This window comes from Bradyrhizobium sp. S3.7.6 (genome assembly GCF_054061875.1).
Window position 1 is genome coordinate 8,744,238 of record NZ_JBSSEQ010000001.1, and the last position, 25,077, is coordinate 8,769,314.

Sequence of the window (25,077 nt, forward strand, 5' to 3'; positions counted from 1 at the left end):
GCATTCCCTTCACTGTGATCCCCCGGCGTCGCGCCGGTAGCGAAAATCGCAATGGCTGGCGCCCTGCATGATCGTCTGCGTGCGCGTGAGCCTGACGTCGGGACCAAACCCTTCCGCGGTCGCGAAATCGGCAGTGCAGACCAGGAGGAAGCCGAGCTCCGGTTCGCCCAGTGCCTTGTAGAACTCGGCATAGGCGCATCGCGTCACGTCGAACGCGAAGGTGTCAGCCGTCTGCTCGACGATGTCATAGGCGAGCGCGTCGTCGCGGGCATAGGTCTTGAACGCCGACGAGACGGCCTTGCCGAGATCGGTCTTGTTCTCGGTCTCGTTCTTCGTTTTCCAGAACTCCTCGCCGAAGCCGCGATAGAGATCGCCGAGCGCCTTGCGCACCAGCGCGTTGGCGCGCGCCTCGCCGAGCTCGGCCTGCAATGCCTTGACCAGCGGCACCAGCACCTGCGCCTGGATCTTTGCTTGCTCGATGACGGAAACGCTCATGGGCAGCCTCGCTCGTCTCTCGTTGCTGCGACTCTTTGGCCCTGTGACCTGGCACACATTTGCGACCATCTTAAGGTTGTATGATAGCCCAGCATAACCGAAGCCGGCCAGGCGCCCGACATCCATTTTGATGATCTCATTTTCGAGCACGAAGAAGGAAGCAATGCTTCGCTCAGTTCGCAGGGCTCGCCGATTTCCCGACCGCATATTTGCCCGAACCGCAAGTTGAAAATCACGATCGATTCACGCAGATCCGTTCAGTATCCGGCCCGGCCAACAACGTAGGGCCGATCAATGTTCGTAGTCGGCACGCGCGCATGAGCGCGCGTGAACGATGTTGTCATGCCCGGCATCGGGCGGATCACGAGACGCGATCGGGATCACGAGGCGCAATAGCGCAGGACTCACCTGCCCGGACAACCGGCCCGGGGAAATGCCGGCATCGACAGTTGCAGCACCGCGAGGGATCACCATGGACGAGCCCAAACCACTCACCAGTGCATTCACCAAGACCGCGAATTTCTCCATCCACGAGGTCGACGAGGTGTTCAGGGACGCCGCGCAGCCCGCCGCGGGGGCCGCCGCGCGAGCTGCGCGTCCGCCGGTCACCTTGCCGCCCATCCTCGGTCCGCTGTCGGCCTTCACGGGCACCTTCACAGGACAGGGATTCAATACGATCTTCCGGCCCGACAGCAAGATCACGCCGACGCCGATGCCGGGGCCGATCAGCACCACCGACCCCGACGACAACGTGCTGGAGCTGAATCTCACCGACGAGACGATGTCGTTCTCGAACAATCTTGGCTCGATCCCCAATCGCGGCTCGCTGCAGCAGGCAGATGCATTCCTCAACGGCGTGCCGTATCTCCAGACCATCAACGACATCACCACGGGAACGCCCGTGGGCATTCACTTCGAACCCGGCATCTGGCTGGCGGTGCCCGCCACCACCAATCCGCACGAGCCGTTCACCGTCGCGCGCATGGCGTCGATCCCGCACGGCACGACGATCACTGCGCAAGGCACCGCGCTGCCTCCGGTCGCCGGTAAGCCAACCATCGCGGCCATCGACATCACACCGTTCATCGGCGGCAATCCGGGCAACAAGATCACATTCCAGAACCAGACCGCGACCAACAAGACGACTCGCAGGCTACCTCAGGATCTGACCGCACTGATGGCTTCCGGCAAGCTCACCCAGGCGATGATCACCGACCCAAACACGGTGCTGCGCGATCAGATCGCGCATCAGACCATCACCCAGACCATCGTCATCGAGACATCGACGAAGCCTGGCACGCCGCTGACCGGCGGCCCGTTGCCGGCCATCCCCTCGCCCGGCCCGCATCCGCAGGCGCCGAGCTTTGCCGGCGGCGCCGCGAACATCGCGTTCCTTCAGGGCTTGCCCGTTCCGACGCCGGGCGGCAATGGCTCGAACGCCAACGCCTTCCAGATGGACGCGGTGTTCTGGATCGAGACGGTGGTTTACGACATCGACGTGCCGGCCCTGCCGCCCGGAACGCCGCCGGTGATCCTGCAACCGCGCCAGAGGAGCAACGTGCCGCTGGTTCCGAGCTTCGTCGCCGCGATCCCGTTCGTGCCCAACAAGGGATTCAAGGGCGGCCACGTCAGGGTGGCGACGACGCAGATCCAGTATTCACAGAAGGTCATGCTGGATTTCGCCGGGCTGACCTGGCCGCACGTCTCGGTCGCATCGCTGGTGCCGGCCGCACCCGTGCCGATCCCGGATCATCTGTTGCCGCTGACGTAAGGCGGATGGCGGTGTGACGACGATGCGCCACGTCCGCGGTATCGGACGTGGCGTGAACCAACGCATCCGTGATGCAACGGTGACCGCCGCTCGCGCGATCCTGAAAGGCCGGCGCGGCGATCAATGGTATGATCATTGTCATCCAAAAGAGAGATGATCATGCCCCCTTCCAAGATGTCTCGCGGCTCCATCAGGCTACGACCGTTTGTACGGCGCGGTCATCTTGCGGCAATTGCCGCAACGCTGTTTCTCGCCGCGACAGCCTGGTCGGCCGGGCCGGCGCTGGCCGCGGCAGATGATGCGCAGGCGCGAACCATCTTCGAAAAATTCATTGCCGCGCAGAATGCGCACAACGCGGACGATGTGAAGGCCATGCTGTGGAATTCGCCCGGCGTGCTGTTGTTTGCGAGAGGCATCGAAACGAGAGGCCGTGATGCGGTCGCGGACCGCTTCAAGGGCTACTACGAGGGCACCTGGCACCTCGAACCCGACATGTCGAAATTCCACGTCGCCGTGATCTCGAACGAGGTCATGCAGGTCCTCGTTCCCATCGTCTTCACGCGCGGCCTTCCCGGCAAGCCAGCCCAACAGAATACGTTTCTGATCAGCCAGACCTACGTGCGGGATGCGAACGGCTGGTCCGTCGCCTCCGTCCTGCCGGTCGCGAACACGGAACTGAAATAGCTGCGATCGAGTATTGTCGGGGCGTGGCTCGCTGCAGAACCGGGGCAAATCCCGGATTGCGCTTCGCTCCATCCGGGCTACACGCACGCTTCGCAATCGCGGATTGTTTGGGCTTGCCTGGCCGAAGCTCGCGGCGGGCAGCCCGCCTGTGCCCTTTGGGCTTCGGCGTGGCATCCTTCTCTCGCTATCGCGAGCGAAGGATGGTGGGCGCGACAGGGATCGAACCTGTGACCCCTACCATGTCAAGGTAGTGCTCTCCCGCTGAGCTACGCGCCCTAGATGTCTCTAGATCGGGTCGGGTCCCTATAACGGCTCAGGGGAGCCGGTGCAAGGACCGAAGGGGGCCGATTTAGGCCGCCAGCATCTTGTTCACTTCGCTGACCAATTCGCGCAGATGCACGGGCTTGGACAGCACCTTGGCGTTCTTGGGGGCGTCCGAATCCGAGTTCAGGGCGACCGCGGCGAAGCCGGTGATGAACATGATCTTGATGTCGGGGTCGAGTTCCGAGGCCCGGCGGGCGAGCTCGATACCGTCCATCTCCGGCATCACGATGTCGGTCAGCAGCATCTCGAACGGCTCTTCCCGGAGCCGCTGATAGGCGGCCATGCCGTTGTCATGGGACGAGACCTGAAAACCAGCGTTTTCCAGCGCCTTGACCAGGAAACGGCGCATGTCGTTGTCGTCTTCGGCGAGCAGGATTTTGGGCATGGCAGGAAACGTCAAATCCCCAGAGGATATCAGCAGAGGTTACTAAGCCCGACAGAGGGTAAATTTGGGGTGAAAATCTTTACCCTGGGCTGGCTGCGCTGCCGGTCCCTTGTGAACCCGAATGCGGCACGAATCAATCGAGCCGCGCCGGCGCATCCCCGCTTCCCTGCCCACACGGTTAAGACATGTTCCAGCGCAGATCACATCTTTTCGCTTGGCAGAATGGTTGCGATTCCAGACAATGACGACACATAAGAGCCGCTCCACCGGCCGAATCAATTCGATCCGAGACCCGGATCCCGCGGCGCGAAGGGACGAAGCCTGAGAAGATGACCCGGTTTGACGGCGACGTGTCGCCCGCCTTCGAGATCGTGGAGCCCGCGCAATGGCGCGCGCCTGTCATCTTCAACTCGCCCCATTCCGGCTCGACCTATCCGGACGAATTCCTCAGCGCCTCCAGGATCGACCTGACGACGCTGCGGCGGTCCGAAGATTCCTTCATGGACGAGCTGATCGGCCATTTGAGCGAGCGCGGCTTTCCGACCGTGCGGGTCAACTTTCCCCGCTCCTATGTTGACGTCAATCGCGAGCCCTATGAGCTCGATCCCCGCATGTTCACCGGACGGCTGCCGAGCTTTGCCAATACCCGCTCGATGCGGGTCGCCGGCGGGTTAGGCACCATCCCGCGCGTGGTCGGCGACGGCCAGGAGATCTATCGCGAACGCATCCTGGTCGACGATGCGCTGGCGCGGATCGAGACGCTCTACAAGCCCTATCATCGCGCGCTGCGCCGGCTGATCAACAAGGTGCACCAGATGTTCGGCACCGTGGTGCTGGTCGATTGCCACTCGATGCCCTCGGTCGGCGTCAGCAGGGACGAGCCGCGGCGGCCCGACATCGTGATCGGCGACCGCTACGGCACGAGCTGCACACCGCTGCTTCCGGACAGGGTCGAGGAGACCATGGGCGGGCTCGGCTATTCGATCGGCCGCAACAAGCCCTATGCCGGCGGCTTCATCACCGAGCATTACGGCAACCCCGCAAGCGGCCTGCACGCGGTGCAGCTCGAGCTCAACCGCGCGATCTACATGGACGAGCGGCGGCGCGAGCGCAGTCCGCGCTTTGCGCAAGTGGCAAGCGACTTCGGCGTGCTCGCCGACGTGCTGGCGACGACGATCCCGTTCGGCGATCTCGGCCCGTTCCAGGCCGCGGCTGAATAGACGCGAGCCGTCGCCGCGCGATCGCGTCGCCGATCAAACATCAGATCAAGCTGCCAGCGTATCGTGCGCCGAATCTTCGCTTCGCGTTTTCGCGCGCTCGAAGTGAAGATCGAGGCTCAAAGAAAAAAGGGCCGCTTCTGATGAAGAAGCGGCCCAAGTCTAGGGAGGAAACGCCCAAGGAGGGCAGCGGTAACGCAGAGCGCTACCGCACCGCAACAATATGCGGCCGCGACGCACAAAGTGCAAGGGCTTTTGAGCCGTTTCCCATGCAATATGCACATGGCTCAATTGCTTATAGCGAAACCCAGATTCAGTTTCTTTGATAAGGAAATTCAATGGGTTGATAACCGTTTGCATACGAACGAGGCATACTCGGAACTAAGTTTTCAACTCTATGATCGATATTTGGCCAGCATATGACTGGGACGGGGCAGCCGGTTGCGGCATCCAAAATACCAGGGAGCAAACCAACTCAGCGCTGCACGCGAGAAGCGAATTGAGCTAGGCAGGAGCGAGCTTCACCCGACTTTCGTTTTGAGGATGCGCCGTGACGGTGATCGACTTCTCAGCCTTCATCGGACGGCTCGCCACCGCCTCCGGCGAAACCATCCTGCCGTTCTTCCGCACCTCGCTGTCAATCGACGACAAGAGCAAGACCAAGGATTTCGACCCCGTGACGGAGGCCGACCGCGCCGCGGAGGCGGTGATGCGCCGGCTGATCAAGGCGAGCTTCCCCCAGCACGGCATCGTCGGCGAAGAATTCGGCAATGAGCGCGAGGACGCCGATTATGTCTGGGTGCTCGACCCCATCGACGGCACGAAATCCTTCATCGGCGGCTTTCCGATCTGGGGCACGCTGATCGCGCTGCTGCACAAGGGCGCGCCGGTGTACGGCATGATGCACCAGCCCTTCATCGGCGAGCGCTTCTCCGGCGACAACGGCTCGGCCACCTATAAGGGCCCGTCCGGCGAGCGCCGGCTTCAGGTCCGCCGCTGCGCCTCGCTGTCGGAAGCAACGAGCTATACCACCAGCCCGCTGCTGATGAACGAACGCGACCGCGCCATTTTCAGCCGCATCGAACAGGGCGCGCGGCTGTCGCGCTATGGCGGCGACTGCTACTCCTATTGCATGCTGGCGGCCGGTCACGTCGATCTCGTGGTCGAGACCGAGCTGAAGCCTTACGACATCGCAGCCCTGATCCCGATCGTGACCGGCGCCGGCGGCGTCGTCACCACCTGGGAAGGCAAGCCGGCCCAGGGCGGCGGCCGCATCATCGCGGCCGGCGACGCTAGAGTTCACGAAGAAGCACTGAAACTGCTCAACGGATAAGCGCCCCAAGGAGCGTGCATGAAAAGAGCCTGCATGAACAACTGGCCTAAGCTCCTCCTCGCATTCCTGCTCCTGTTTCCCGCCCTCGCCTCCGCGCAGAATTTCCCCGCAAAACCGATCAAGCTGATCGTGCCGTTCCCGGCCGGCGGGCCCAACGACATCATTGCCCGCGTGATCGGCCAGCGCATGTCGGAGCTGTCAGGGCAGCCGGTGCTGATCGACAATCGCGGCGGCCAGGGCGGCGTGCTCGGCACCGACGCGGTCTCGAAGGCCGCGCCTGACGGCTACACCATCGCCATCTCCTCGGCCGGCGCGCTCGCGATCAGCCCGAGCATGGAGCGGGTCGCCTACGACACCTCGAGCGACCTCACGCCGGTGACGCTGGTTGCGACCGTGCCGGAAATGCTTGTCGTTGCCACCAACGTGCCCGCAAAGGACATCGGCGAGCTGATCGCGCTCGCCAAGGCGCAGCCCGGAAAGCTCAACTTCGCCTCCTCCGGCCCCGGCAGCCTGCCGCACCTCGCCGGTGAGCTGTTCAAGCTGACGGCCAAGATCGACATCGTACACGTGCCCTATCGTGGCGCTGCTCCCGCGGTGAACGATCTCCTGGGCCAGCAGGTGCAGATGACCTTCCTGGATCTTCCGGTGCTGCTGCCGCAGGTCAAGGCGGGCGCGTTGAAGCCGATCGCGGTCGGCTCGGCCGAGCGCTCCGCGACCGCGCCCGACGTGCCGACCACCGCGGAAGCGGGCTTTGCTGATCTTCGCATCGAGAACTGGTACGGCATGGTGGCGCCGAAGGGCACGCCGAAGGAGATCGTCACCGCGCTGCATGGCCTGGCGACGAAGGCCATGGCGGATCCGGCCGTCAAGGAAAAGCTCGCCGCCCAAGGCGCGACGCTGATCGGCGACGAGCCGGAGCATTTTCGCAGCTTCATCGCGGACGAGACCGCGAAGTGGGCGAAGGTGATCAAGGACGCCGGCGTCGAGACGGCGAAGTGATCAACGGCTTGAGTCGTGACGCCGCCACGAGGTAGGTGCGTTCCCCCCCCTTGCGGGGGAGGGTTAGGGAGAGGGGTCCACACGGGGACTCCATCGATCTCTCTTCTTCGCGACAGCGATACCTTTTCCTGGGCCACCCCTCTCCCCCGCCCTCCCCCGCAAGGGGGGAGGGAGCGCAGTTGTGCGCACAGCCGCAGCGCAGGCTCACATCAACAGGCCTCTTACACCGCCGCCGCCCGCAAATGCTCCACCAGCATCTTGGCCGGCCTTGGCAGCGCCTTGAAGCTGCGGGCGCAGATCACGAGCTTGCGGTTGGCGAAAGCATCGCGCAGGCGGACCATGGCCAGCGGCATCAGCTTGGCGCAGCGGCGGGCGGCGGATATCGGCACCAGGGCGATGCCGACGTCAGCGGCGACCATCTGGCAGATCGCATCGAAATCGCGCAGACGCGCACGGTAATGCGGACGCATGCCGAGCCGGGCGGCGTGCTTCGAAATGTGCATCTGGAGCGCAGTGGCGCTGGTCAGCCCGACGAAATCACAATCCCGCGCCTCCTGGAAATCGATCTGGCGGCGGCCGGCGAACGGACCGCGCCTGGACGTCACCAATGTCAGGTGGTCCTCGCTGAAGACGAAACGCTCGATATGGTCGGGCAGCGCGTGCTCGGCGGCAAAGCCGAGATCGGCGGCACCGGCGGTGATTGCTGCCGCGATATCGGTGCTCTCGCGCTCCTCGATGTCGATGGCGACGTCGCGATGCTCGCGCAGGAAGCCCGCCAGCGCCTTCGGCAGATGCTCCGACAGCCCCGAGGTGTTGACGAGAAAATGCACGCTCGCGCGCACGCCGCTGGCAAAGCCGGCGAGATCGCCGCGCATGGCGTCGACCTGGTGCATCACGACCCGTGCATGATCGAGCAGGCTCTCGCCCGCCGCAGTCAGCTCGACACCGCGCCGCCCGCGCTTGAGCAGCGCGACGCCGAGCGCGTCCTCGAGCCCCTTTATGCGCGCGCTGGCAGAGGCCAAGGCGAGATTTGATCGCTCGGCGCCGCGGGTGATGCTGCGCTGGTCGGCAACCGCGATGAAGAGCTGGAGGTCAACGAGGTCGAAGCGCATGGCCGGATTCTCCTCAGCCTCCGCCAAGAACGAAGGCTGTCTCCGTAACCTCCAGATTGTGCCGGCGCGCGGCTTCGGTCAATGTGCAAGATATGATTGACCCGCTCCTCATCCTCATCGCCGCCGTCTTCCTGATCGCCGGATTCGTCAAGGGCGTGGTCGGGCTCGGCCTGCCGACCGTGTCCATGGGCCTGCTCGCGGTGAACATGGCGCCGAGCCGCGCGATCGCCATCGTGATCGTGCCCGCCATCGTCACCAATATCTGGCAGACCTTCGCCGGCCCCTATCTGCGCGACATCCTGAGGCGGCTCTGGCCGCTGATGATCGGCACCGTGATCGGATGCTGGCTCAATGCCGGCGCGCTGACCGGCCCGCATGCCCGTTACGGCACGATCGTGCTCGGAATCCTGCTCGTGATCTACGCGATCATCGGGCTCAGCAAATTCAAGTTCCACGTCGCGCCGCAGAACGAGAAATGGGTCGGCGGCGTGGTCGGCGTGATCACCGGCGTGATCTCGGCCTCGACAGGCGTGCAGGTGATCCCCTCGATGCCGTTCATGCAGGCGATCGGCATGGAGAAGGACGAACTGGTGCAGGCGCTCGGCGTGTTCTTCACAACGGCGACGCTGGCGCTCGCCTTCAATCTCACCGCCGGCGGATTGCTGACGCCGGCGAACGCAGTGCCGGGCGCCGTGGGCATGGCCATGGCCTTCGCCGGCATGTTCGTCGGCCAGTCGGTGCGGGCGCGGATGCCGGCGGAAGCGTTTCGCCGCTGGTTCCTGATCGCGATGATCCTGCTCGGCGTTTATCTCGCGGGCAGCGCGCTGCTGAAGGAGTTCGCCTGAGGCCTACGATTTGGGTTCGTAGCCAGGCACCCATTTTTCGTGCTGGGGCAGATCGTCCTGGATCGTCCACCATGGTGCGCGCGACGAGGTGAAGACGTGGAGGCGGATCAGGCCGAGCGTCAGGAAGGCGAGCGGCTTGTGCGGAGAATCGGCTGCGACGAATTGCGGCAGGAAGGCCAGGAAGAACAGCGCGACCTTGGGATTGAGCGCGTTGGTGAAGACGCCCTGGAGGAAGACCCGCCGCAGCGGGCTCCGCTCCGGCTCGTCGATGGCTGCGGCCAGCGCCGGGCGCGACCACAGCATCTGAAGTCCCGTCACGACGAGATAGGCCGCGCCGACCAGCTTCAGGATCGAGAAGGCGGTCGATGAGGCCATCAGCAGGGCCGAAAGGCCGATTGCCGCGCCCGCAACGTGGAAAAAGCAGCCGAAACTGATGCCGAGCGCGGCCGCGGCGCCGCCCCGCCAGCCCATCTGCATGCTGCGGCCGATCACGTAGACCGAGTCCGGGCCAGGCGTGATGTTGAGCAATATGCCCGACAGGATGAAGAGCCAGATCTCGTGAATGCCCAGCATGTGAGGTGCCCCCGTCAGCCTTGAAAGGCGGGCTTATTCGGTTCGGCCGCCGCCGTCCACCGCCAGGATTGCGGAGAATTTACCTCAAATTTGCAATGCGGATCATGCTTTCGCTCGGCCTTATCTGCTCTATAAAGGCAGTGTTCTTGGAAATGCGGGATTCGAGGCGACTGCCACGCGGGGGCCGGTCATCGATCCCTTGGAGCTCCGGGCTATGGAAAGACGTCTGGCCGCCATCGTCTGCGCCGATGTCGCCGGCTATTCGCGCATGATGGGCAGCGACGAGGCCGGCACCCATGCCGCCTTTAAGGCCCATCGCAGCGCGATCCATCCCATCATCCTCAACCATGGCGGCCGCGTCGTCAAAAACACCGGCGACGGCTTCCTGCTGGAGTTCCCGAGCATCGTCGGCGCCGTCGAGGCCGCGATCGCGATGCAGACGCTGATGGCGGAGCGCAACCATCACCTGCCTGCCGAGCGCGCCATGCAGTTTCGCCTCGGCATCCACATGGGCGACGTCATCGCCGACGAGGACGAGGTATTCGGTGACGACGTCAACATTGCCGTCCGCCTCGAAGCGGTGGCGAGCCCCGGCGGCTTCGCCATCTCGGCCAAGGCCTACCGGGAGGCGAGCAAGCACCTGACCGCGCTGCTGGTCGATGCCGGCAACCATCGCTTCAAGAACATCAAGGACCCGATCGGGGTCTGGACCTGGATGCCCGAGGGTGCGCCAGCGCTCGCGCCCGAGCTCCGGGAGGCGTCGGTGCTGTCGCAGCAGTACCGCACAGCGATCGTCGGTGTGCTGCCCTTCGCCAATCTCAGCGACGCCCAGGACGAATATTTCTCCGACGGCCTCACCGAGGATCTGATCCACGCGCTGTCGCTGCAATCCTTCTATCGCGTGCTGAGCCGCAACTCGACCTTCGCGTTCAAGGGCAAGAACACCAGCACCCGCCTGATCGCGCGCGAGATCGATGCCACCTATCTGATCCAGGGCTCGGTGCGGCGCGCCGGAGCCAAGATCCGCGTCACCGCCGAGCTGGTCGCGCCGGAGACCGGCGAGCAGCTCTGGACCGGCCGCTACGACCGCGACATCGGCGAACTGTTCGCGATGCAGGACGAGATCACCACCAATCTGTCCGCCGCCATCGCCACCGAGATCGTCCGGGCGGAGGCCTCGGCGCCGGCGCGGCTCTCCACCGACGTGACCGCCTGGGACCGCTTCCTCAAGGGGCTGTCGCACTACTACCGGCAGACCAAGGAGGACCTGGCCACCGCCGTCGACCTGTTCCGCGAAGCCATCAGCCTCGACCCCAAACTGTCGATCGCGCACGCCTATCTCGCCACGATCCAGATCCAGAGCATCCAGTTCGGGTGGGTCAAGGGCACACGCGAGATGTGGGCCGAGGCGATGGCCCTCGCCGAGACCAGCGTCCGGCTCGACCCGCGCTCCTCCTTCGCCTTCTCGATCTTGTCCTGGGCGCATGCCATGGAGGCGCATTACGAGGCCGCGATGGACGCCGCCAAGCGCGCGGTCGCGCTCAACCCCTACGACAACGGCGCACGCGGCGTGCTCGGCATCTGCCATTTCGTCATCGGCGAGCACCGCGAGGCGATCGAGCTGTTCTCGATGGCCGCGCAGCGCGACAACAGCGACCCGCGCTACCAATGGGCCGCGCTGAACGCCTTCAGCCATTATCTGCTGGGGCAATACGACGCGACCCTGTCCTGGGCCCGCGAGCAGCTCTACATCAACCCGAACCACATGCAGGCGCTGGCGATCCGTGCCGCGGCGCTGGCACAGTTGGGTCGGGACGATGAGGCGGGCGAGGCCGTCGGCGTGCTGATGCGCAACTACCCGACGCTGAATGTCGATCGTCACTTGCGCAATTTCCACTGGAAGCGGCCCGAGGACCTCGCCCATTACCGTGAGGGGCTTCTGAACGCGGGCGTGCCGCTCAGCAAGCTGACCCTGGTGCAAAGCGACGTCAAACGCGCGGCCGAGTCCTGACAGGCAGGCCTTCTCGGTCCCGCCCCCGTCCCCTCGCAACCTCGGGCCGGCTTTTATTGACAGGACCGTGAATTCAGCCACACTTCTTTACACGCTGAAGTAGTATAAGTTGCTGTCGGTTTGTTAGGACTTTCCGCGCTCTATCGGCGCGTCTTCATTTCACGATTCGCTGTTTTCAGGATTTTGGGCCATGAACGACCCCGCCTCGAAGCCTCCCTTCGATCCCTCGATCCAGGTCTCGCCAGACAATCCCTGCCCTTTCCTGCGCGGCCTCGTTGGCGAAGGTTTCGTCGACGGCGGGACCGTCCCGATCGGCAAGCTATCGCAGACGATCGCGAATGCGAGCGGCGACAAGGGGCTGATGAAGACGGTGGCCCGTGTCGAGACCCGCGGCATCGCACTGATCGCCAACGGCTTCGGTCACATCCTGAAGAGCATCTTTTCGGGCGCACAGCTCGATGCGCTGCGCGGCGGCCCCCTGGACAAGCGCGGCGCCGGTTCGCGCATCCTCGGCGTCGACGGCAAGGTCAACGAGGATCAGATCGCCCGCCTGGCCAGCTTCGGCAGGGACTATACCGATCCGAACGGCGGCGGCACCGAGCCCGGCATCAACGCGTCGGAAATACAGACCTACATGCGCGACAACTTCAAGCGCGCCGGGAGCGCTGCGCGCTGGTATTACCGGATCTTGATGCAGTTCGAATGGCCCATCCTGCTGAAGATCATGGGCAAGGGTGAAGGCGAGAACCGCTATCTCGCCATCGCCGACGTGCGTACGCTGTTCAACGAGCGCAAATTCCCTGAGAGGATCACGCAGCGGGTCGTCAGCCAGCCGGTCAAACCGCCCTCGCTCATATTGCGCGTTGCCGGCGGGTTAGTCGCCGCGCTGCTCGTCTTTGGCGTCGTGGCGCTGCGCTTTCCGGATCAATTCCAGCCAATGCTGCCCGGCATCCTCGGTGACCTCGTGGCGCCGCCATTGCCGAAGCTTGTCGAACCCCAGGCCGCGTACTGGCTCGAGCAAAACTGGGCGCTGGAGGACCGGCACTGGTTTCATCACGCCAGCCAGGGCACCGCGACCTTCCCGGTGCCCTACAGCTGGTTCATGGCGCTCGAGCAGCCGCGGCTTCATTTCTTCGCAAAGCCCGGGATGCTGCATGACAGCGACCATCTCCAGCGCTTCGGCTTCATCCCGAGCCCGCAGACGATCAACACCGACGACGCCACGCTGCGCCGGTTCGGCTACGCCAATGTCTACGACAAGACCAAGCCGGTGCCGGCGCGACTTTGGGATCCGCCGGTTAACTGGGGCACCCAGGCCGAAAACGTCGACGGCCTGCCCGTCGGCTTTGCGCGCATGACCGGCGTACCCGATCCTGCGACCGGCCAGGTCGGCGACGACCGGATCGGCCTGACCTGCGCCGCCTGCCACACCGGCCAGATTCACTACAAAGGCATCGACATCCGTTTCGACGGCGGCCCGGCGATGACCGACCTGAGGAAGCTCGAGGTCACGACGGGTCTGTCGATCGCCTACACGCTCCTCGTGCCGGGTCGCTTTACCCGCTTCGCCGACCGTGTGCTCGGCCCCTCCGCCAGCGGTGCGGATCGCGATGCGCTGAAGCAGAAGCTGCGCACGATCAGCACGTTCCTGATCGACTGGGAGAAGACCTACGCGAAAACCATCGACGGCAAGACGAGATTCAACGAGAAGACGAAGCGGGAAGAGAAGCAGCAGGACACCGAGGAAGGATACGGCCGTCTCGACGCGCTCAACCGCATCGGCAATCAGGTCTTCGCCCAGGACATGACGCTCAGCGGCCTCAGCGGCTTCGAAAAGAATCTGCATGCCAAGGACGCGCCGGTCAGCTTCCCGCCGATCTGGACCGTGCCCTGGCTCAAATTCGCGCAATATGACGCGTCCATCGAACAACCGCTGATCCGCAACGCCGGCGAAGCGCTGGGCGTGACGGCGCTGCTCAATCTGTCCGACAATACCCCCAAGGACACGCTGTTCCGCTCGTCGATGGATATCAAGAATCTGAACTGGATCGAGGATCTGCTGAAGGGGTCGGCGCCCTATCCGAAAAAGCAGCTCTCCGGACTGACATCGCCGAAATGGCCGTCGGACATCTTCGGCGACAATGCCTGGAAGATCGATGGTGAGCGCGTCAAGAACGGCCGCAAGCTCTACGCGCAGATCTGCGTCGAATGCCATCTCGGGCCGGTCAACGATCCCGTGTTCGACACCGAGTTTCCGGACCAGAGCATCTGGTCCTCGTCGCGCTGGGAGACCATCGGCAAAGACAAATTCCTGAACGAGGTCCAGAAGAGCGTCAAAGGCATGGGGACCGATCCCGCTCAGGCGAGCGTGCTGCAGACGCGGACGGTTCAGGTCCCGGGCTTTCTCGAGCTCGATCCCACGCAGAAGCTCAATGCCTGGTGGAGCTGCAATCTGCCGGCTATTTCCTCGACCGACATGCCGTACTCGGTCGGGCTGATGGTGCTCGTCGACATCGTCAGCCGCAAAGCGATGGACGATGCGAAGATCGACCCGAAGGTTCAGCAGGCCTGGTGGGGTGAGCGCAAGAACTGCCCGAATCCCGGTCCGCAGCCGGCCGAGGCGAAGGAGCCGCCGCCCTGGTATCGCGCGCGCCCGCTCAACGGCGTCTGGGCCACCGCGCCTTACCTGCACAACGGATCGGTGCCCTCGCTCTACTGGATGCTGAGCCCCGCGGCCGAGCGCCCCAAATCGTTCTGCATGGGTGGTGGTCGCGACTACGATCCGAAGCAGGTCGGCTTCGCGGTCGTCGACGGCGAGAGCTGCAAGACCGGCCAGTCGCACTTCTCGACGCGAGCGTCTGATGGCACCGAGACCTTCGGCAACAGCAATGCCGGCCATTCGTTCGATGGCACGCCGGGCCCCGGCAAGGACGGCACCATCGGCCGCGTGCTCAAGGAGCAAGAGCGCTACGACCTGATCGAGTACCTGAAGACGCTGTGAGCTGGTCTTCTTACCTCGCCCCGCCGCTGCTTCCTCACTTGAACAGCGGCGTGCCCGGCACGAAGGCGTCGAAGGCGGCCCAGAACTGGGAGCGGTAGCGGTCCTGCTCCTGGAGGATCTCGTGCTTGGCGCCGGCGATCACGAGATGGGAGCCGGCGCGCAGGTGGTAGGCGAACTCCTCGATCGCCGCGGTCGAGACCACGGTGTCGCTGGAGGCCGCCAGCATCAGGATCGGCTGGCGGATCTGGGAAGGGTAGTTCTTGCCCTTGAAGGTGTTCATGGCGTGGAAGGCGGTATCGGCCCAGGCGACCGTCGGTGACGCGAGCCCGAGCGTCGGATCCTCCTCCAGGATCGCGGCATTGCGCGCATAGCGCACGGGATCGCTGGTCAGCGGATTGTTGATGAAGGGATTGAGCCCGGTGATGTGGTCGCTGCCGCCCGGGACATAGCGACCGCCCATCCCCATCAGGCGCATCGTCTTCAGCAGCGCCCGCGCTGGAAACGAGGTGGCGCGGCCGGGCAGGTCGATCATCGGCGCCGACAGCACCATGCGGTCGAACCAGCGCTTGCCCGCGTGCGCCACCCGCAGCATCACCGTGCCGCCCATGGAATGGGCGAGCGCGAAGAAGGGCGGCGGGCAATCCGGCAGCACCACCTGCTGCACGAAGGTCTCGACGTCGATCTCGAAATCGGAGAAGTCGCGCACATAGCCCTTGCGCGGATCGCGCAGGCGGCGCGAGGAGTGGCCCTGCCCGCGCCAGTCGATCATCGCCACCGCGAAACCGCGGTCGCGCAGGTCGCGCACGGTCTCGAAATATTTCTCGATCTGCTCGCTGCGTCCGGTGAAGACGCAGACCGTGCCCTTGCGGTTCGCCGGCGGCGCCCAGCGCGCAAAGCGCAGCTCGGCGCCATCGGGTGTCTTGATGGTGCCGCTGACGACGTCTTCGGGAACGGGATTGGACGGAATCGAGATCAGCGTCATTGGGCGAGAAATGCTGCAAATCAAGGGGCTGGAGCGCCGAAAAGGCGCAACTTGCCGCCCTCTTGAACGCCGTTCCCCTGAACCCATATCACCATGGTGCAGGCCGCTACCAGTGTTTCGGAACCGGAACATTAGGCTGCACACAGACTAAAGCCCGGCCCGATTGGCGGGCGGGTTACCAACAGTCGCTCAATGGAGGACTAGACCATGCGTACCTACGACCTGACTCCGTTTTACCGTTCCACCGTCGGCTTCGACCGCCTCTTCAGCCTGCTCGACCAGGCCGGTTCGGACGGCAGCCCCGGTTATCCCCCCTACAACATCGAGCGTACCGGCGAGAACACCTACCGCATCACGGTTGCGGTGTCCGGCTTCGCCAAGGACGAGCTCTCCCTCGTCGCGAAGGAAAACACGCTGACGATCAAGGGCGAGAAAGTCGCCAACGAGAACTCGAAGTCCGAAGTGCTCTACCGCGGCATCGCCGCGCGTGCCTTCGAGCGCGCCTTCCAGCTTGCCGACTTCGTGCAGGTGAAGGACGCCTCGCTCGAGAACGGGCTGCTTCACGTCGACCTCGTGCGCGAGATTCCCGAAGCCAAGAAGCCGCGCCAGATCGCCATCAACGCGGGCGCGCCGAAGGCGCAGGTGATCGAGAGCTCGGTCGCCGCCTAAGCACGCCGACAGCCGCCAAGTTGCGAAAACGCCCCGGTGCCCCGGGGCGTTTTTTTGTTTTGCATTGCATCACAGAACGGTGAGGACATGTAACGCCGCGACCACACGCTCCGTCCTTTGGGCATCGCAGCAAAAACAATACGGAGCACGATCATGTCACTTTGGCGCAGCCTTTTCGTCGCCGCGAGCTTGCTGGCGGCCCCCATCAGCCTGGCTCACGCGCAGACGCCGCAGACGGTGAAAGCCAAGAACGTCGTTCTGGTGCACGGCGCCTGGGCCGACGGATCGAGCTGGTCGGAGGTGATCCCGATCCTCCAGGCCGCGGGCCTGCACGTCACCGCCGTGCAAAATCCGCTGTCGTCGCTTGCGGACTCCGTCGAGGCGACCAAGCGCGCGCTGGCCGAACAGGATGGCCCGACCGTGCTGGTCGCGCATTCCTGGGGCGGCACCGTGATCAGCCAGGTCGGCAACGACCCGAAGGTCACCGGCCTCGTCTACGTCGCCGCACGCGCGCCCGATGCGAACGAAGACTTCGTCGCGCTGTCGAAGCAGTTTCCGGCAGGCCCGGCCCGCGCCGGCATCGTCGAACGCGACGGCTACACAAAGCTCTCGGAAGACGCCTTCCTGAAGTATTTTGCCAATGGCGTGAAGCCGGAGCAGGCCAGGGAGCTCTACGCCGTGCAATGGCCGACGGCCGCCTCGATCTTCGCCGGCCGCACCACGGAAGCTGCATGGCACACGAAGCCAAGCTGGTACGCGGTGTCGAAGAACGACGGCACCATCAATCCCGATTTCGAACGCTTCCTCGCCAAGCGCATGAACGCAACCACGATCGAGCTCGATGCCGGCCACCTCTCGCTGGTGTCGCATCCGAAGGACGTGGCGAATCTGATCCTGGAAGCGGCGGGGTATCCGCGCAGCTGAGCGCGCGATCGCCGCAATGAAAAAGCGCCCGAGCTCTTCGGGCGCTTTTGTTTTGCTCAGGTCTCCGTCCAGCGCGTGGCGCGCAGTCGCGTCAAGCGAGCGCGCTAGTCCAGCCCCTGCGCCGCCGGCATCTCCTGCGTCGGCATGATCGTCGGAGCCGGCTTGGCCTGACCGACGGTTGGCGCGGCGGTTTGCGGTGCGGCTTCGGCGGGCTTTGCTTGCACGGCGGCGGTCTGCTGGGTGAGCTGTGCCTGCGGCGCTTGTGCCTGCTGCGGAGCTGCCGCGGCCGGCTTGGCGGCGGCGACAGGCGCCTCGCCGCGGCGCGGTGCGGCCTTCGGCAGCGGCACGGTGCGGCTGGCGACATGCGGGATGGAGGCCGGCGGACGCGGCGGGCCGCTGCGGACCATGGTCGGCGGCGGCAGCGCGCTTCGTGGACGGTAAGGTGCAACCGTCGGCACCTCATCGCTGGGCGCCATGCCGAAGGCGTCGGCGGCCGGCATGAAGCGCAGAATTCGCCCGTCGCGGGCATCGATCGCCAGCCGGCCGTCGTCGCCGCGGCGGTCGATCACCGCGATGGTGTAGACGCCGCCGCGCAGGCGCGGGATGCCGAGCGGCGAGAAGCCGTTGTCGCGCAGCACAGCGTAGACCTCGGTCGACGGCAGCAGCGCCGGCGCCGGACCGCGCTCCTCGTAGCCATAGCCGTAACCGTAACGGGGCGGCGGCGGCGCGGCTTCCGGCGGCCCATAGGGTCCGTCGAAATCCGAGACCGCGATATAGGCGGCCCGCGCAGCGCCGTTGGCCGGAACTTGTGCCTCGGCGGCCGTCGCCACCAGCGCCAGCGTGGCAGCGGCCACACATCCTGTGAAAAACTTCATGGTCGACACGCTCCTGTCAGGCCCCCGAATACCTCGCGCTCTTTCGCTTCTTGCGGCGTGGCGCGCCTTTCGAAGGGCTGATCCGAAGCTTCATTCGGGATTTCGGCGTCTACAGGGCCGGATCAGGGCGCGTTTGCTTCAAAACCGGGGCCGCGTGCCATGCGGAAAGCGCTGATTGACACTCTGGGAATCGGGACTTCCGCGCGCTTGTGTGATAGACAAAAATTTGGCAAGGTGATGGTTAGGACAGGAAGACTGTCTCAATTTTGCTTGCAGTTCCGGCATACGGATTGCAACGAAAGTCGGTGCTTTCGAGCGCCAGGAAGGCAACAGGCAAAGCCGTTCTCGGGGACGAAGAACGCCTTGGCCTGAATTTAAGAAAATGCGGCTCGCAGCGGACGAGCGGTGACCCAGAGGCGGGTGCCGCGGAACGCCCAAGGTGCGCCGAAGATAGCGGTGAGGCAGCTTGCCGCATGGAGAGGATTGGAACAATGACCGGGTCGCAATTCGAGCGCGCAAACATCGTGGCAGAAGAACTGTCGGCGACGGTCGCCTCGAAAACGACTGATCCGATTCAGGAACACAATTCGCGCCCGCCGGCTGTAGGTCTGTACGATCCGAGCCTGGAGAAGGATTCCTGCGGCGTCGGCTTCATCGCCAACATCAAGGGCAAGAAGTCCCACGAGATCGTCGCGGACGCGCTCAGCATCCTCTGCAACCTCGAGCATCGCGGCGCCGTCGGCGCCGACCCGCGCGCCGGTGACGGCGCCGGCATCCTGGTGCAGATCCCGCACGCCTTCTTCAGCCGCAAGGCCGGGGAGCTCGGCTTCACGTTGCCGGCTCCGGGCGAATACGCCATCGGCGCGCTGTTCATGCCGCGCGACACCGCTTGGCGCAACGTCATCAAGAGCATCATCGCCGACCAGATCAAGGAAGAGGGCCTGACCCTGCTCGGCTGGCGCGACGTGCCGACCGACAATTCCTCGCTCGGCGTCACCGTGAAGCCGACCGAGCCCGCCTGCATGCAGGTGTTCATCGGCCGCAACGGCACCGCCAAGACCGAGGACGATTTCGAGCGCCGGCTGTACATCCTGCGCAAGTCGATCTCGCAGGCGATCTACCAGCGCCGCGACCGCGGCCTCGCGGGCTATTACCCCTGCTCGATGTCGTGCCGCACCGTGATCTACAAGGGCATGTTCCTCGCCGACCAGCTCGGCAAGTACTATCCCGATCTGCACGAGGCGGACTTCGAGAGCGCGCTGGCGCTGGTGCATCAGCGCTTCTCGACCAACACCTTCCCGGCGTGGTCGCTGGCGCATCCCTATCGCATGATCGCGCATAACGGCGAGATCAACACGCTGCGCGGCAACACCAACTGGATGGCGGCGCGCCAGGCTTCCGTGAGCTCCGAGCTCTACGGCAAGGACATCAACCGGCTCTGGCCGATCTCCTATGAAGGCCAGTCGGACACCGCCTGCTTCGACAACGCGCTCGAATTCCTGGTGCAGGGCGGCTACTCGCTGCCGCACGCCGTCATGATGATGATTCCGGAGGCGTGGGCGGGCAATCCCCTGATGGATGAGAAGCGCCGCGCCTTCTACGAATATCATGCTGCGCTGATGGAGCCGTGGGACGGCCCCGCCGCAATCGCCTTCACCGACGGCCGCCAGATCGGCGCGACGCTCGACCGCAACGGATTGCGGCCGGCGCGCTATCTCGTGACCAAAGACGACCGCATCGTGATGGCGTCCGAGATGGGCGTGCTGACGATCCCCGAGGACCAGATCATCACCAAGTGGCGGCTGCAGCCCGGCAAGATGCTGCTGGTCGACCTCGAGCAGGGCCGCCTGATCCCGGACGACGAGATCAAGGCCGAGCTCGCCCGGAGCCATCCCTACAAGGAGTGGCTGGAGCGGACCCAGATCGTGCTGGAAGAGCTGCCGAAGGTGCCGACCACCGGCGTGCGCTCCAACCTGTCGCTGCTCGATCGCCAGCAGGCGTTCGGCTACAGCCAGGAAGACATCTCCATCCTGATGACGCCGATGGCCTCCACCGGCGAGGAAGCCGCGGGCTCGATGGGCAACGACACGCCGATCTCGGCGCTGTCGGACAAGGCCAAGCCGCTGTTCACCTACTTCAAGCAGAACTTCGCGCAGGTCACCAACCCGCCGATCGACCCGATCCGCGAGGAGCTGGTGATGAGCCTCGTCTCCATCATCGGACCGCGGCCCAACCTGTTCGACCTGCAAGGCCTCGCCACCACCAAGCGCCTCGAAGCGCGCCAGCCGATCCTGACCGATGCGGATCTCGAGAAGATCCGCTCGATCTCCGACGTCGCCGAGTCGCACTTCAAGTCGCGCACGCTCGACACCACCTTCCACGCCGGTCTCGGTGCTGCCGGCATGGACCAGGTGCTCGACGAGCTTTGCGCGCGTGCGGAAGCCGCCGTCCGCGAGGGCGTCAACATCATCATCCTGTCCGACCGCATGGTCGGCAGCGACCGGGTGCCGATCCCGGCACTGCTGGCCTGCGCCGCCGTGCATCATCATCTGATCCGCGTCGGACTGCGCACCTCGGTCGGCCTCGTCGTCGAATCCGGCGAGCCGCGCGAAGTGCATCACTTCGCCTGCCTGGCCGGCTACGGCGCCGAAGCGATCAATCCCTATCTGGCGTTCGAAACCATCATCGCGATGAAGGACCGCCTGCCCGGCTCGCTCGACGACTACGAGATCGTCAAGCGCTACATCAAGTCGATCGGCAAGGGCCTGCTCAAGGTGATGTCCAAGATGGGCATCTCGACCTACCAATCCTATTGCGGCGCGCAGATCTTCGACGCCGTCGGCCTCAAGGCGGACTTCGTCGGCAAGTTCTTCGCCGGCACCCACACCCGTGTCGAGGGCGTCGGCCTTGCCGAGATCGCGGAAGAAGCGGTGCGCCGTCATGCCGACGCGTTCGGCGAGGCGCAGGTCTACAAGACCGCGCTCGACGTCGGCGGCGAATATGCCTATCGCAGCCGCGGCGAGGACCATGCCTGGACCGCGGAGTCGGTCGGGCTGCTCCAGCACGCCGCCCGCGGCAATTCGCTGGAACGCTACCGCGCCTTCGCCAGGATCCTGAACGAGCAGTCGGAGCGGCTGTTGACGCTGCGCGGCCTGTTCCGGATCAAGAACGCGGACGAGGAGAAGCGCAAGCCGATCCCGATCGACCAGGTCGAGCCGGCCAAGGACATCGTCAAGCGCTTCGCCACCGGTGCGATGAGCTTCGGCTCGATCTCGCGCGAGGCGCACACCACGCTCGCGATCGCCATGAACCGGATCGGCGGCAAGTCGAACACCGGCGAAGGCGGCGAGGAAGCCGACCGCTTCAAGCCGATGCCGAACGGCGATTCCATGCGTTCGGCGATCAAGCAGGTCGCCTCGGGCCGCTTCGGCGTCACCACGGAGTATCTCGTCAACTCCGACATGATGCAGATCAAGATGGCGCAGGGTGCCAAGCCCGGCGAAGGCGGCCAGCTGCCCGGCCACAAGGTCGACGCGACCATCGCCAAGGTCCGTCACTCGACGCCGGGCGTCGGCCTGATCTCGCCGCCGCCGCATCACGACATCTACTCGATCGAGGATCTGGCGCAGCTCATCTACGACCTCAAGAACGTCAACCCGACGGGCGACGTCTCGGTCAAACTGGTCTCCGAGATCGGCGTCGGCACGGTCGCCGCCGGCGTTGCCAAGGCGCGCGCCGACCATGTCACCATCGCGGGCTTCGAGGGCGGCACCGGCGCTTCGCCGCTGACCTCGATCAAGCATGCCGGCTCGCCCTGGGAGATCGGCCTTGCCGAGACCCACCAGACCTTGGTGCGCGAGCGGCTGCGCAGCCGCATCGTGGTCCAGGTCGACGGCGGGTTCCGCACCGGCCGTGACGTCGTGATCGGCGCGCTCCTCGGCGCCGACGAGTTCGGCTTCGCCACCGCGCCGCTGATCGCGGCCGGCTGCATCATGATGCGCAAGTGCCACCTCAACACCTGCCCGGTCGGCGTCGCGACCCAGGACCCCGTCCTGCGCAAGCGCTTCACCGGCCAGCCCGAGCACGTGATCAACTACTTCTTCTTCGTCGCCGAGGAAGTCCGCGAGATCATGGCATCGCTCGGCTTCCGCACCTTCAACGAGATGATCGGCCAGGTTCAGCTGCTCGACCAGACCAGGCTGGTCGCGCACTGGAAGGCCAAGGGCCTCGATTTCTCGAAGCTCTTCGTCAAGCAGAAGGAAGAGAAGGGCCAGAAGATCTATCATTCCGAGCGCCAGAACCATCATCTGGAGGCGGTGCTCGACCGCACGCTGATCGAGAAGGCGACGCCTGCGCTCGACCGCGGCGCGCCGGTGAAGATCGAGGCCAGGATCAACAGCACCAACCGCTCGGCGGGTGCGATGCTGTCGGGCGCGGTCGCCAAGATCTACGGTCATGCCGGCCTGCCGCACGACACGATCCATGTCGGGCTCAAGGGCACCGCCGGCCAGGCATTCGGCGCGTGGCTGGCGCAAGGCGTCACCTTCGAGCTCGAAGGCGAAGCCAACGACTATGTCGGCAAGGGCCTCTCGGGTGGCAAGATCATCGTCAAGCCCCCCGCCAACAGCGGCATCGTGCCGGAAGAGAGCATCATCGTCGGCAACACGGTGATGTATGGCGCCATCCAGGGCGAGTGCTACTTCCGCGGCGTCGCCGGCGAGCGTTTCGCCGTGCGCAACTCGGGTGCGGTGGCGGTCGTCGAAGGCGCCGGCGATCATTGCTGTGAATACATGACCGGCGGCATCGTGGTCGTGCTCGGCAAGACCGGGCGCAACTTCGCGGCCGGCATGTCCGGCGGCATCGCCTATGTGCTCGACGAGACCGGCGACTTCGACAAGCTTTGCAACATGTCGATGGTCGAGCTCGAGCCGGTGCTGTCGGAAGAGCTGATCAACGCCGGCACCTATAACCACTCGGGTGACCTCGAGGCGCACGGCCGGGTCGACGTGTTCAAGAACCTGCTCGACTCCGACGTCGAGCGCCTGCACGTCCTGATCTCGCGCCATGCCAAAGCGACCGGCTCCAAGCGCGCCGCCGACATCCTTGCCAACTGGAAGGACTGGCTGCCCAAATTCCGCAAGGTGATGCCGGTCGAATACCGGCGCGCGCTGCGCGAAATGGCCGCCAACGCGGACGCCGAGCCGAAAATCGCGATCGGCGCGTAGAGCGATAAGCCCTCATGGTGAGGAGCGCGATAGCTGCGTCTCGAACCATGAGGTCACCAGCGGGGCCTTTCATCCTTCGCGACGCGGCGCCAGTGCGCCGCTCCTCAGGATGAGGGTCTGGCTAGAGAGAAGACGAATTTAAGCGGCAGGGACTTCGGGTTTAATGGGCAAGATCACGGGTTTTCTCGAAATCGAACGGCATGACCGCAAGTACACCCCGGTCGCCGAGCGCGTGAAGCATTTCAACGAGTTCGTCGTTCCCTTGACCGAGAAGGAAACGCGCGATCAGGCCGCGCGCTGCATGAATTGCGGCATCCCCTATTGCCACGGCACGGGCTCGGTGGCGCCCGGCACGCCCGGCTGCCCGGTCAACAACCAGATCCCCGACTTCAACGACCTCGTCTATCAGGGCAATTGGGAAGAGGCCTCGCGCAACCTGCACTCGACCAACAATTTCCCGGAGTTCACGGGGCGCATCTGCCCGGCGCCGTGCGAAGCGTCCTGCACGCTCAACATCGACGACAACCCCGTCACCATCAAGACCATCGAATGCGCGATCGTCGACCGCGCCTGGGACAATGGCTGGCTGAAGCCGGAAGTGGCGACCGTCAAGACCGGCAAGAAGGTCGCGGTGATCGGCTCGGGTCCGGCCGGGATGGCCTGCGCGCAGCAGCTCGCGCGCGCCGGCCACGACGTGCATCTGTTCGAGAAGTTCGCCAAGGCCGGCGGCCTGCTGCGCTACGGCATCCCCGACTTCAAGATGGAGAAGGGCGTCATCGACCGCCGCGTCAAGCAGATGGAAGGCGAAGGCGTCACCTTCCACTACAACAGCCATGTCGGCGCTGACGGCAATGTCGACCCGCGCGAGATGCTCAACGATTACGATGCCGTCGCGCTGACCGGCGGCGCAGAAGCCCCGCGCGACCTGCCGATCCCCGGCCGCGACCTCCAAGGCATCCACTACGCCATGGACTTCCTGCCGCAGCAGAACCGCCGCGTCTCCGAGGAGCCGCTCGGCGGCGTCCAGGAGATCCTGGCCGGCGGCAAGCATGTCGTCGTCATCGGCGGCGGCGACACCGGCTCGGACTGCATCGGCACCTCGCTGCGCCAGGGTGCGCTCTCGGTCACCCAGCTCGAGATCATGCCCGCCCCGCCCGAGCGCGAGAACAAGGGCCTGACCTGGCCGAACTGGCCGCTCAAGATGCGCACCTCCTCCAGCCAGGCCGAAGGCGCGGTCCGCGAATACGCCGTGCTGACGCAGAAGTTTTCCGGCGAGAACGGCCAAGTCAAGAAGCTGCACTGCGTGCGCGTCGACGACAAGTTCAAGCCGATTGCCGGCACCGAGTTCGAGCTCGATGCCGAGCTCATCCTGCTCGCGATGGGTTTCGTGCATCCCGTGCACGAGGGCCTGCTCAAGCTGCTCTCGGTCGATCTCGACCCGCGCGGCAACGTCAAGGCCAACACGCTCGACTACCAGACCTCGCGCCCGAACGTGTTCACCGCCGGCGACATGCGCCGCGGCCAGTCGCTGGTGGTGTGGGCGATCCGCGAGGGCCGGCTGTGTGCGCGGTCGATCGACACGTTCCTGATGGGGAAGACAGATCTGCCGCGGTAACCGCGGCTGGTTCTGCTGCCAGATTAGCAAACGGTGT

General features: G+C 64.9%; 18 protein-coding genes and 1 tRNA gene. 12 read left to right on the forward strand and 7 right to left on the reverse strand.

The window, feature by feature from the left end:
* Window positions 1-9: 9 nt before the first annotated feature.
* The gene (locus ACVJ5M_RS42220; RefSeq protein ID WP_063986719.1) at window positions 10-495 is read right to left on the reverse strand and encodes an L-2-amino-thiazoline-4-carboxylic acid hydrolase; all 486 of its coding nucleotides are present in this window, start codon (window positions 493-495) and stop codon (window positions 10-12) included.
* A gap of 472 nt (window positions 496-967) precedes the next feature.
* Between ACVJ5M_RS42220 and ACVJ5M_RS42225 the strand changes: the two genes are divergently transcribed.
* Both ACVJ5M_RS42225 and ACVJ5M_RS42230 read left to right on the forward strand, forming a co-directional pair.
* Complete coding sequence (locus tag ACVJ5M_RS42225; RefSeq protein WP_063985693.1) at window positions 968-2,266, forward strand: heme-binding protein; 1,299 nt, start codon at window positions 968-970, stop codon at window positions 2,264-2,266.
* 159 nt (window positions 2,267-2,425) lie between these two features.
* On the forward strand, window positions 2,426-2,950 hold the full coding sequence (locus tag ACVJ5M_RS42230) for a Cif family virulence factor (RefSeq protein WP_084795403.1): 525 nt from the start codon (window positions 2,426-2,428) through the stop codon (window positions 2,948-2,950).
* 201 nt (window positions 2,951-3,151) lie between these two features.
* Here the strand turns inward: ACVJ5M_RS42230 and ACVJ5M_RS42235 are convergent.
* Both ACVJ5M_RS42235 and cpdR read right to left on the reverse strand, forming a co-directional pair.
* Window positions 3,152-3,226: transfer RNA gene (locus ACVJ5M_RS42235), tRNA-Val, on the reverse strand.
* Window positions 3,227-3,299: 73 nt separating this feature from the next.
* A complete protein-coding gene (cpdR, locus tag ACVJ5M_RS42240; RefSeq protein ID WP_007597092.1) occupies window positions 3,300-3,659 on the reverse strand; it encodes a cell cycle two-component system response regulator CpdR in 360 nt (119 codons plus the stop codon).
* Between the two features lie 329 nt (window positions 3,660-3,988).
* On the opposite strand from cpdR, the gene ACVJ5M_RS42245 reads away from it, so the two are divergent.
* From ACVJ5M_RS42245 to ACVJ5M_RS42255, 3 genes are all read left to right on the forward strand, one after another.
* On the forward strand, window positions 3,989-4,879 hold the full coding sequence (locus ACVJ5M_RS42245; protein WP_014491809.1) for an N-formylglutamate amidohydrolase: 891 nt from the start codon (window positions 3,989-3,991) through the stop codon (window positions 4,877-4,879).
* 547 nt (window positions 4,880-5,426) lie between these two features.
* Window positions 5,427-6,209 carry a histidinol-phosphatase gene (gene hisN, locus ACVJ5M_RS42250; RefSeq protein ID WP_014491808.1) on the forward strand — a complete coding sequence of 261 codons (783 nt, stop codon included), beginning with the start codon at window positions 5,427-5,429 and terminating at the stop codon, window positions 6,207-6,209.
* Between the two features lie 33 nt (window positions 6,210-6,242).
* Window positions 6,243-7,208, forward strand: a complete 966-nt coding sequence (locus ACVJ5M_RS42255; RefSeq protein WP_063985694.1) for a Bug family tripartite tricarboxylate transporter substrate binding protein — start codon at window positions 6,243-6,245, stop codon at window positions 7,206-7,208.
* A gap of 221 nt (window positions 7,209-7,429) precedes the next feature.
* Here the strand turns inward: ACVJ5M_RS42255 and ACVJ5M_RS42260 are convergent, their stop codons facing one another.
* A complete protein-coding gene (locus ACVJ5M_RS42260; protein ID WP_063986722.1) occupies window positions 7,430-8,320 on the reverse strand; it encodes a LysR substrate-binding domain-containing protein in 891 nt (296 codons plus the stop codon).
* Window positions 8,321-8,412: 92 nt separating this feature from the next.
* Here ACVJ5M_RS42260 and ACVJ5M_RS42265 point away from each other — a divergent pair, with 92 nt between their 5' ends.
* Window positions 8,413-9,165 carry a sulfite exporter TauE/SafE family protein gene (locus tag ACVJ5M_RS42265; RefSeq protein ID WP_028148087.1) on the forward strand — a complete coding sequence of 251 codons (753 nt, stop codon included), beginning with the start codon at window positions 8,413-8,415 and terminating at the stop codon, window positions 9,163-9,165.
* 3 nt (window positions 9,166-9,168) lie between these two features.
* On the opposite strand, the gene ACVJ5M_RS42270 is transcribed toward ACVJ5M_RS42265, so the two are convergent.
* Window positions 9,169-9,738 carry a LysE family translocator gene (locus ACVJ5M_RS42270; protein ID WP_283017743.1) on the reverse strand — a complete coding sequence of 190 codons (570 nt, stop codon included), beginning with the start codon at window positions 9,736-9,738 and terminating at the stop codon, window positions 9,169-9,171.
* 214 nt (window positions 9,739-9,952) lie between these two features.
* Here ACVJ5M_RS42270 and ACVJ5M_RS42275 point away from each other — a divergent pair, with 214 nt between their 5' ends.
* A complete protein-coding gene (locus ACVJ5M_RS42275) occupies window positions 9,953-11,749 on the forward strand; it encodes an adenylate/guanylate cyclase domain-containing protein (RefSeq protein WP_063985696.1) in 1,797 nt (598 codons plus the stop codon).
* A gap of 190 nt (window positions 11,750-11,939) precedes the next feature.
* Window positions 11,940-14,750, forward strand: a complete 2,811-nt coding sequence (locus ACVJ5M_RS42280; protein ID WP_231143653.1) for a di-heme-cytochrome C peroxidase — start codon at window positions 11,940-11,942, stop codon at window positions 14,748-14,750.
* 34 nt (window positions 14,751-14,784) lie between these two features.
* On the opposite strand, the gene ACVJ5M_RS42285 is transcribed toward ACVJ5M_RS42280, so the two are convergent.
* A complete protein-coding gene (locus ACVJ5M_RS42285; RefSeq protein ID WP_028148092.1) occupies window positions 14,785-15,732 on the reverse strand; it encodes an alpha/beta fold hydrolase in 948 nt (315 codons plus the stop codon).
* Between the two features lie 207 nt (window positions 15,733-15,939).
* On the opposite strand from ACVJ5M_RS42285, the gene ACVJ5M_RS42290 reads away from it, so the two are divergent.
* Window positions 15,940-16,401 (forward strand): Hsp20 family protein, encoded by a 462-nt coding sequence (locus ACVJ5M_RS42290; protein ID WP_063985698.1) that lies wholly within the window; start codon window positions 15,940-15,942, stop codon window positions 16,399-16,401.
* Window positions 16,402-16,554: 153 nt separating this feature from the next.
* Entirely contained in the window at window positions 16,555-17,325 is a 771-nt protein-coding gene (locus ACVJ5M_RS42295) for an alpha/beta fold hydrolase (RefSeq protein ID WP_063985699.1), read from the forward strand.
* Window positions 17,326-17,429: 104 nt separating this feature from the next.
* Here the strand turns inward: ACVJ5M_RS42295 and ACVJ5M_RS42300 are convergent, their stop codons facing one another.
* Window positions 17,430-18,200, reverse strand: coding sequence for a hypothetical protein (locus ACVJ5M_RS42300; protein ID WP_354099986.1), 771 nt, complete (start codon window positions 18,198-18,200; stop codon window positions 17,430-17,432).
* 491 nt (window positions 18,201-18,691) lie between these two features.
* Here ACVJ5M_RS42300 and gltB point away from each other — a divergent pair, with 491 nt between their 5' ends.
* Window positions 18,692-23,425, forward strand: coding sequence for a glutamate synthase large subunit (gltB, locus tag ACVJ5M_RS42305; RefSeq protein WP_063985700.1), 4,734 nt, complete (start codon window positions 18,692-18,694; stop codon window positions 23,423-23,425).
* A 163-nt stretch (window positions 23,426-23,588) separates the two neighbouring features.
* Window positions 23,589-25,040 carry a glutamate synthase subunit beta gene (locus ACVJ5M_RS42310; RefSeq protein WP_063985701.1) on the forward strand — a complete coding sequence of 484 codons (1,452 nt, stop codon included), beginning with the start codon at window positions 23,589-23,591 and terminating at the stop codon, window positions 25,038-25,040.
* Window positions 25,041-25,077 lie beyond the last annotated feature (37 nt).

What these genes read in the sequence shown, in the direction of transcription:
- ACVJ5M_RS42220 (WP_063986719.1), bottom strand. Translation starts at nt 495, where the DNA reads ATGAGCGTTTCCGTCATCGAGCAAGCAAAGATCCAGGCGCAGGTGCTG.
- ACVJ5M_RS42225 (WP_063985693.1), top strand. Translation starts at nt 968, where the DNA reads ATGGACGAGCCCAAACCACTCACCAGTGCATTCACCAAGACCGCGAAT.
- ACVJ5M_RS42230 (WP_084795403.1), top strand. Translation starts at nt 2,426, where the DNA reads ATGCCCCCTTCCAAGATGTCTCGCGGCTCCATCAGGCTACGACCGTTT.
- cpdR (WP_007597092.1), bottom strand. Translation starts at nt 3,659, where the DNA reads ATGCCCAAAATCCTGCTCGCCGAAGACGACAACGACATGCGCCGTTTC.
- ACVJ5M_RS42245 (WP_014491809.1), top strand. Translation starts at nt 3,989, where the DNA reads ATGACCCGGTTTGACGGCGACGTGTCGCCCGCCTTCGAGATCGTGGAG.
- ACVJ5M_RS42255 (WP_063985694.1), top strand. Translation starts at nt 6,243, where the DNA reads ATGAACAACTGGCCTAAGCTCCTCCTCGCATTCCTGCTCCTGTTTCCC.
- ACVJ5M_RS42260 (WP_063986722.1), bottom strand. Translation starts at nt 8,320, where the DNA reads ATGCGCTTCGACCTCGTTGACCTCCAGCTCTTCATCGCGGTTGCCGAC.
- ACVJ5M_RS42265 (WP_028148087.1), top strand. Translation starts at nt 8,413, where the DNA reads ATGATTGACCCGCTCCTCATCCTCATCGCCGCCGTCTTCCTGATCGCC.
- ACVJ5M_RS42270 (WP_283017743.1), bottom strand. Translation starts at nt 9,738, where the DNA reads ATGCTGGGCATTCACGAGATCTGGCTCTTCATCCTGTCGGGCATATTG.
- ACVJ5M_RS42275 (WP_063985696.1), top strand. Translation starts at nt 9,953, where the DNA reads ATGGAAAGACGTCTGGCCGCCATCGTCTGCGCCGATGTCGCCGGCTAT.
- ACVJ5M_RS42280 (WP_231143653.1), top strand. Translation starts at nt 11,940, where the DNA reads ATGAACGACCCCGCCTCGAAGCCTCCCTTCGATCCCTCGATCCAGGTC.
- ACVJ5M_RS42285 (WP_028148092.1), bottom strand. Translation starts at nt 15,732, where the DNA reads ATGACGCTGATCTCGATTCCGTCCAATCCCGTTCCCGAAGACGTCGTC.
- ACVJ5M_RS42290 (WP_063985698.1), top strand. Translation starts at nt 15,940, where the DNA reads ATGCGTACCTACGACCTGACTCCGTTTTACCGTTCCACCGTCGGCTTC.
- ACVJ5M_RS42295 (WP_063985699.1), top strand. Translation starts at nt 16,555, where the DNA reads ATGTCACTTTGGCGCAGCCTTTTCGTCGCCGCGAGCTTGCTGGCGGCC.
- ACVJ5M_RS42300 (WP_354099986.1), bottom strand. Translation starts at nt 18,200, where the DNA reads ATGAAGTTTTTCACAGGATGTGTGGCCGCTGCCACGCTGGCGCTGGTG.
- gltB (WP_063985700.1), top strand. Translation starts at nt 18,692, where the DNA reads ATGACCGGGTCGCAATTCGAGCGCGCAAACATCGTGGCAGAAGAACTG.
- ACVJ5M_RS42310 (WP_063985701.1), top strand. Translation starts at nt 23,589, where the DNA reads ATGGGCAAGATCACGGGTTTTCTCGAAATCGAACGGCATGACCGCAAG.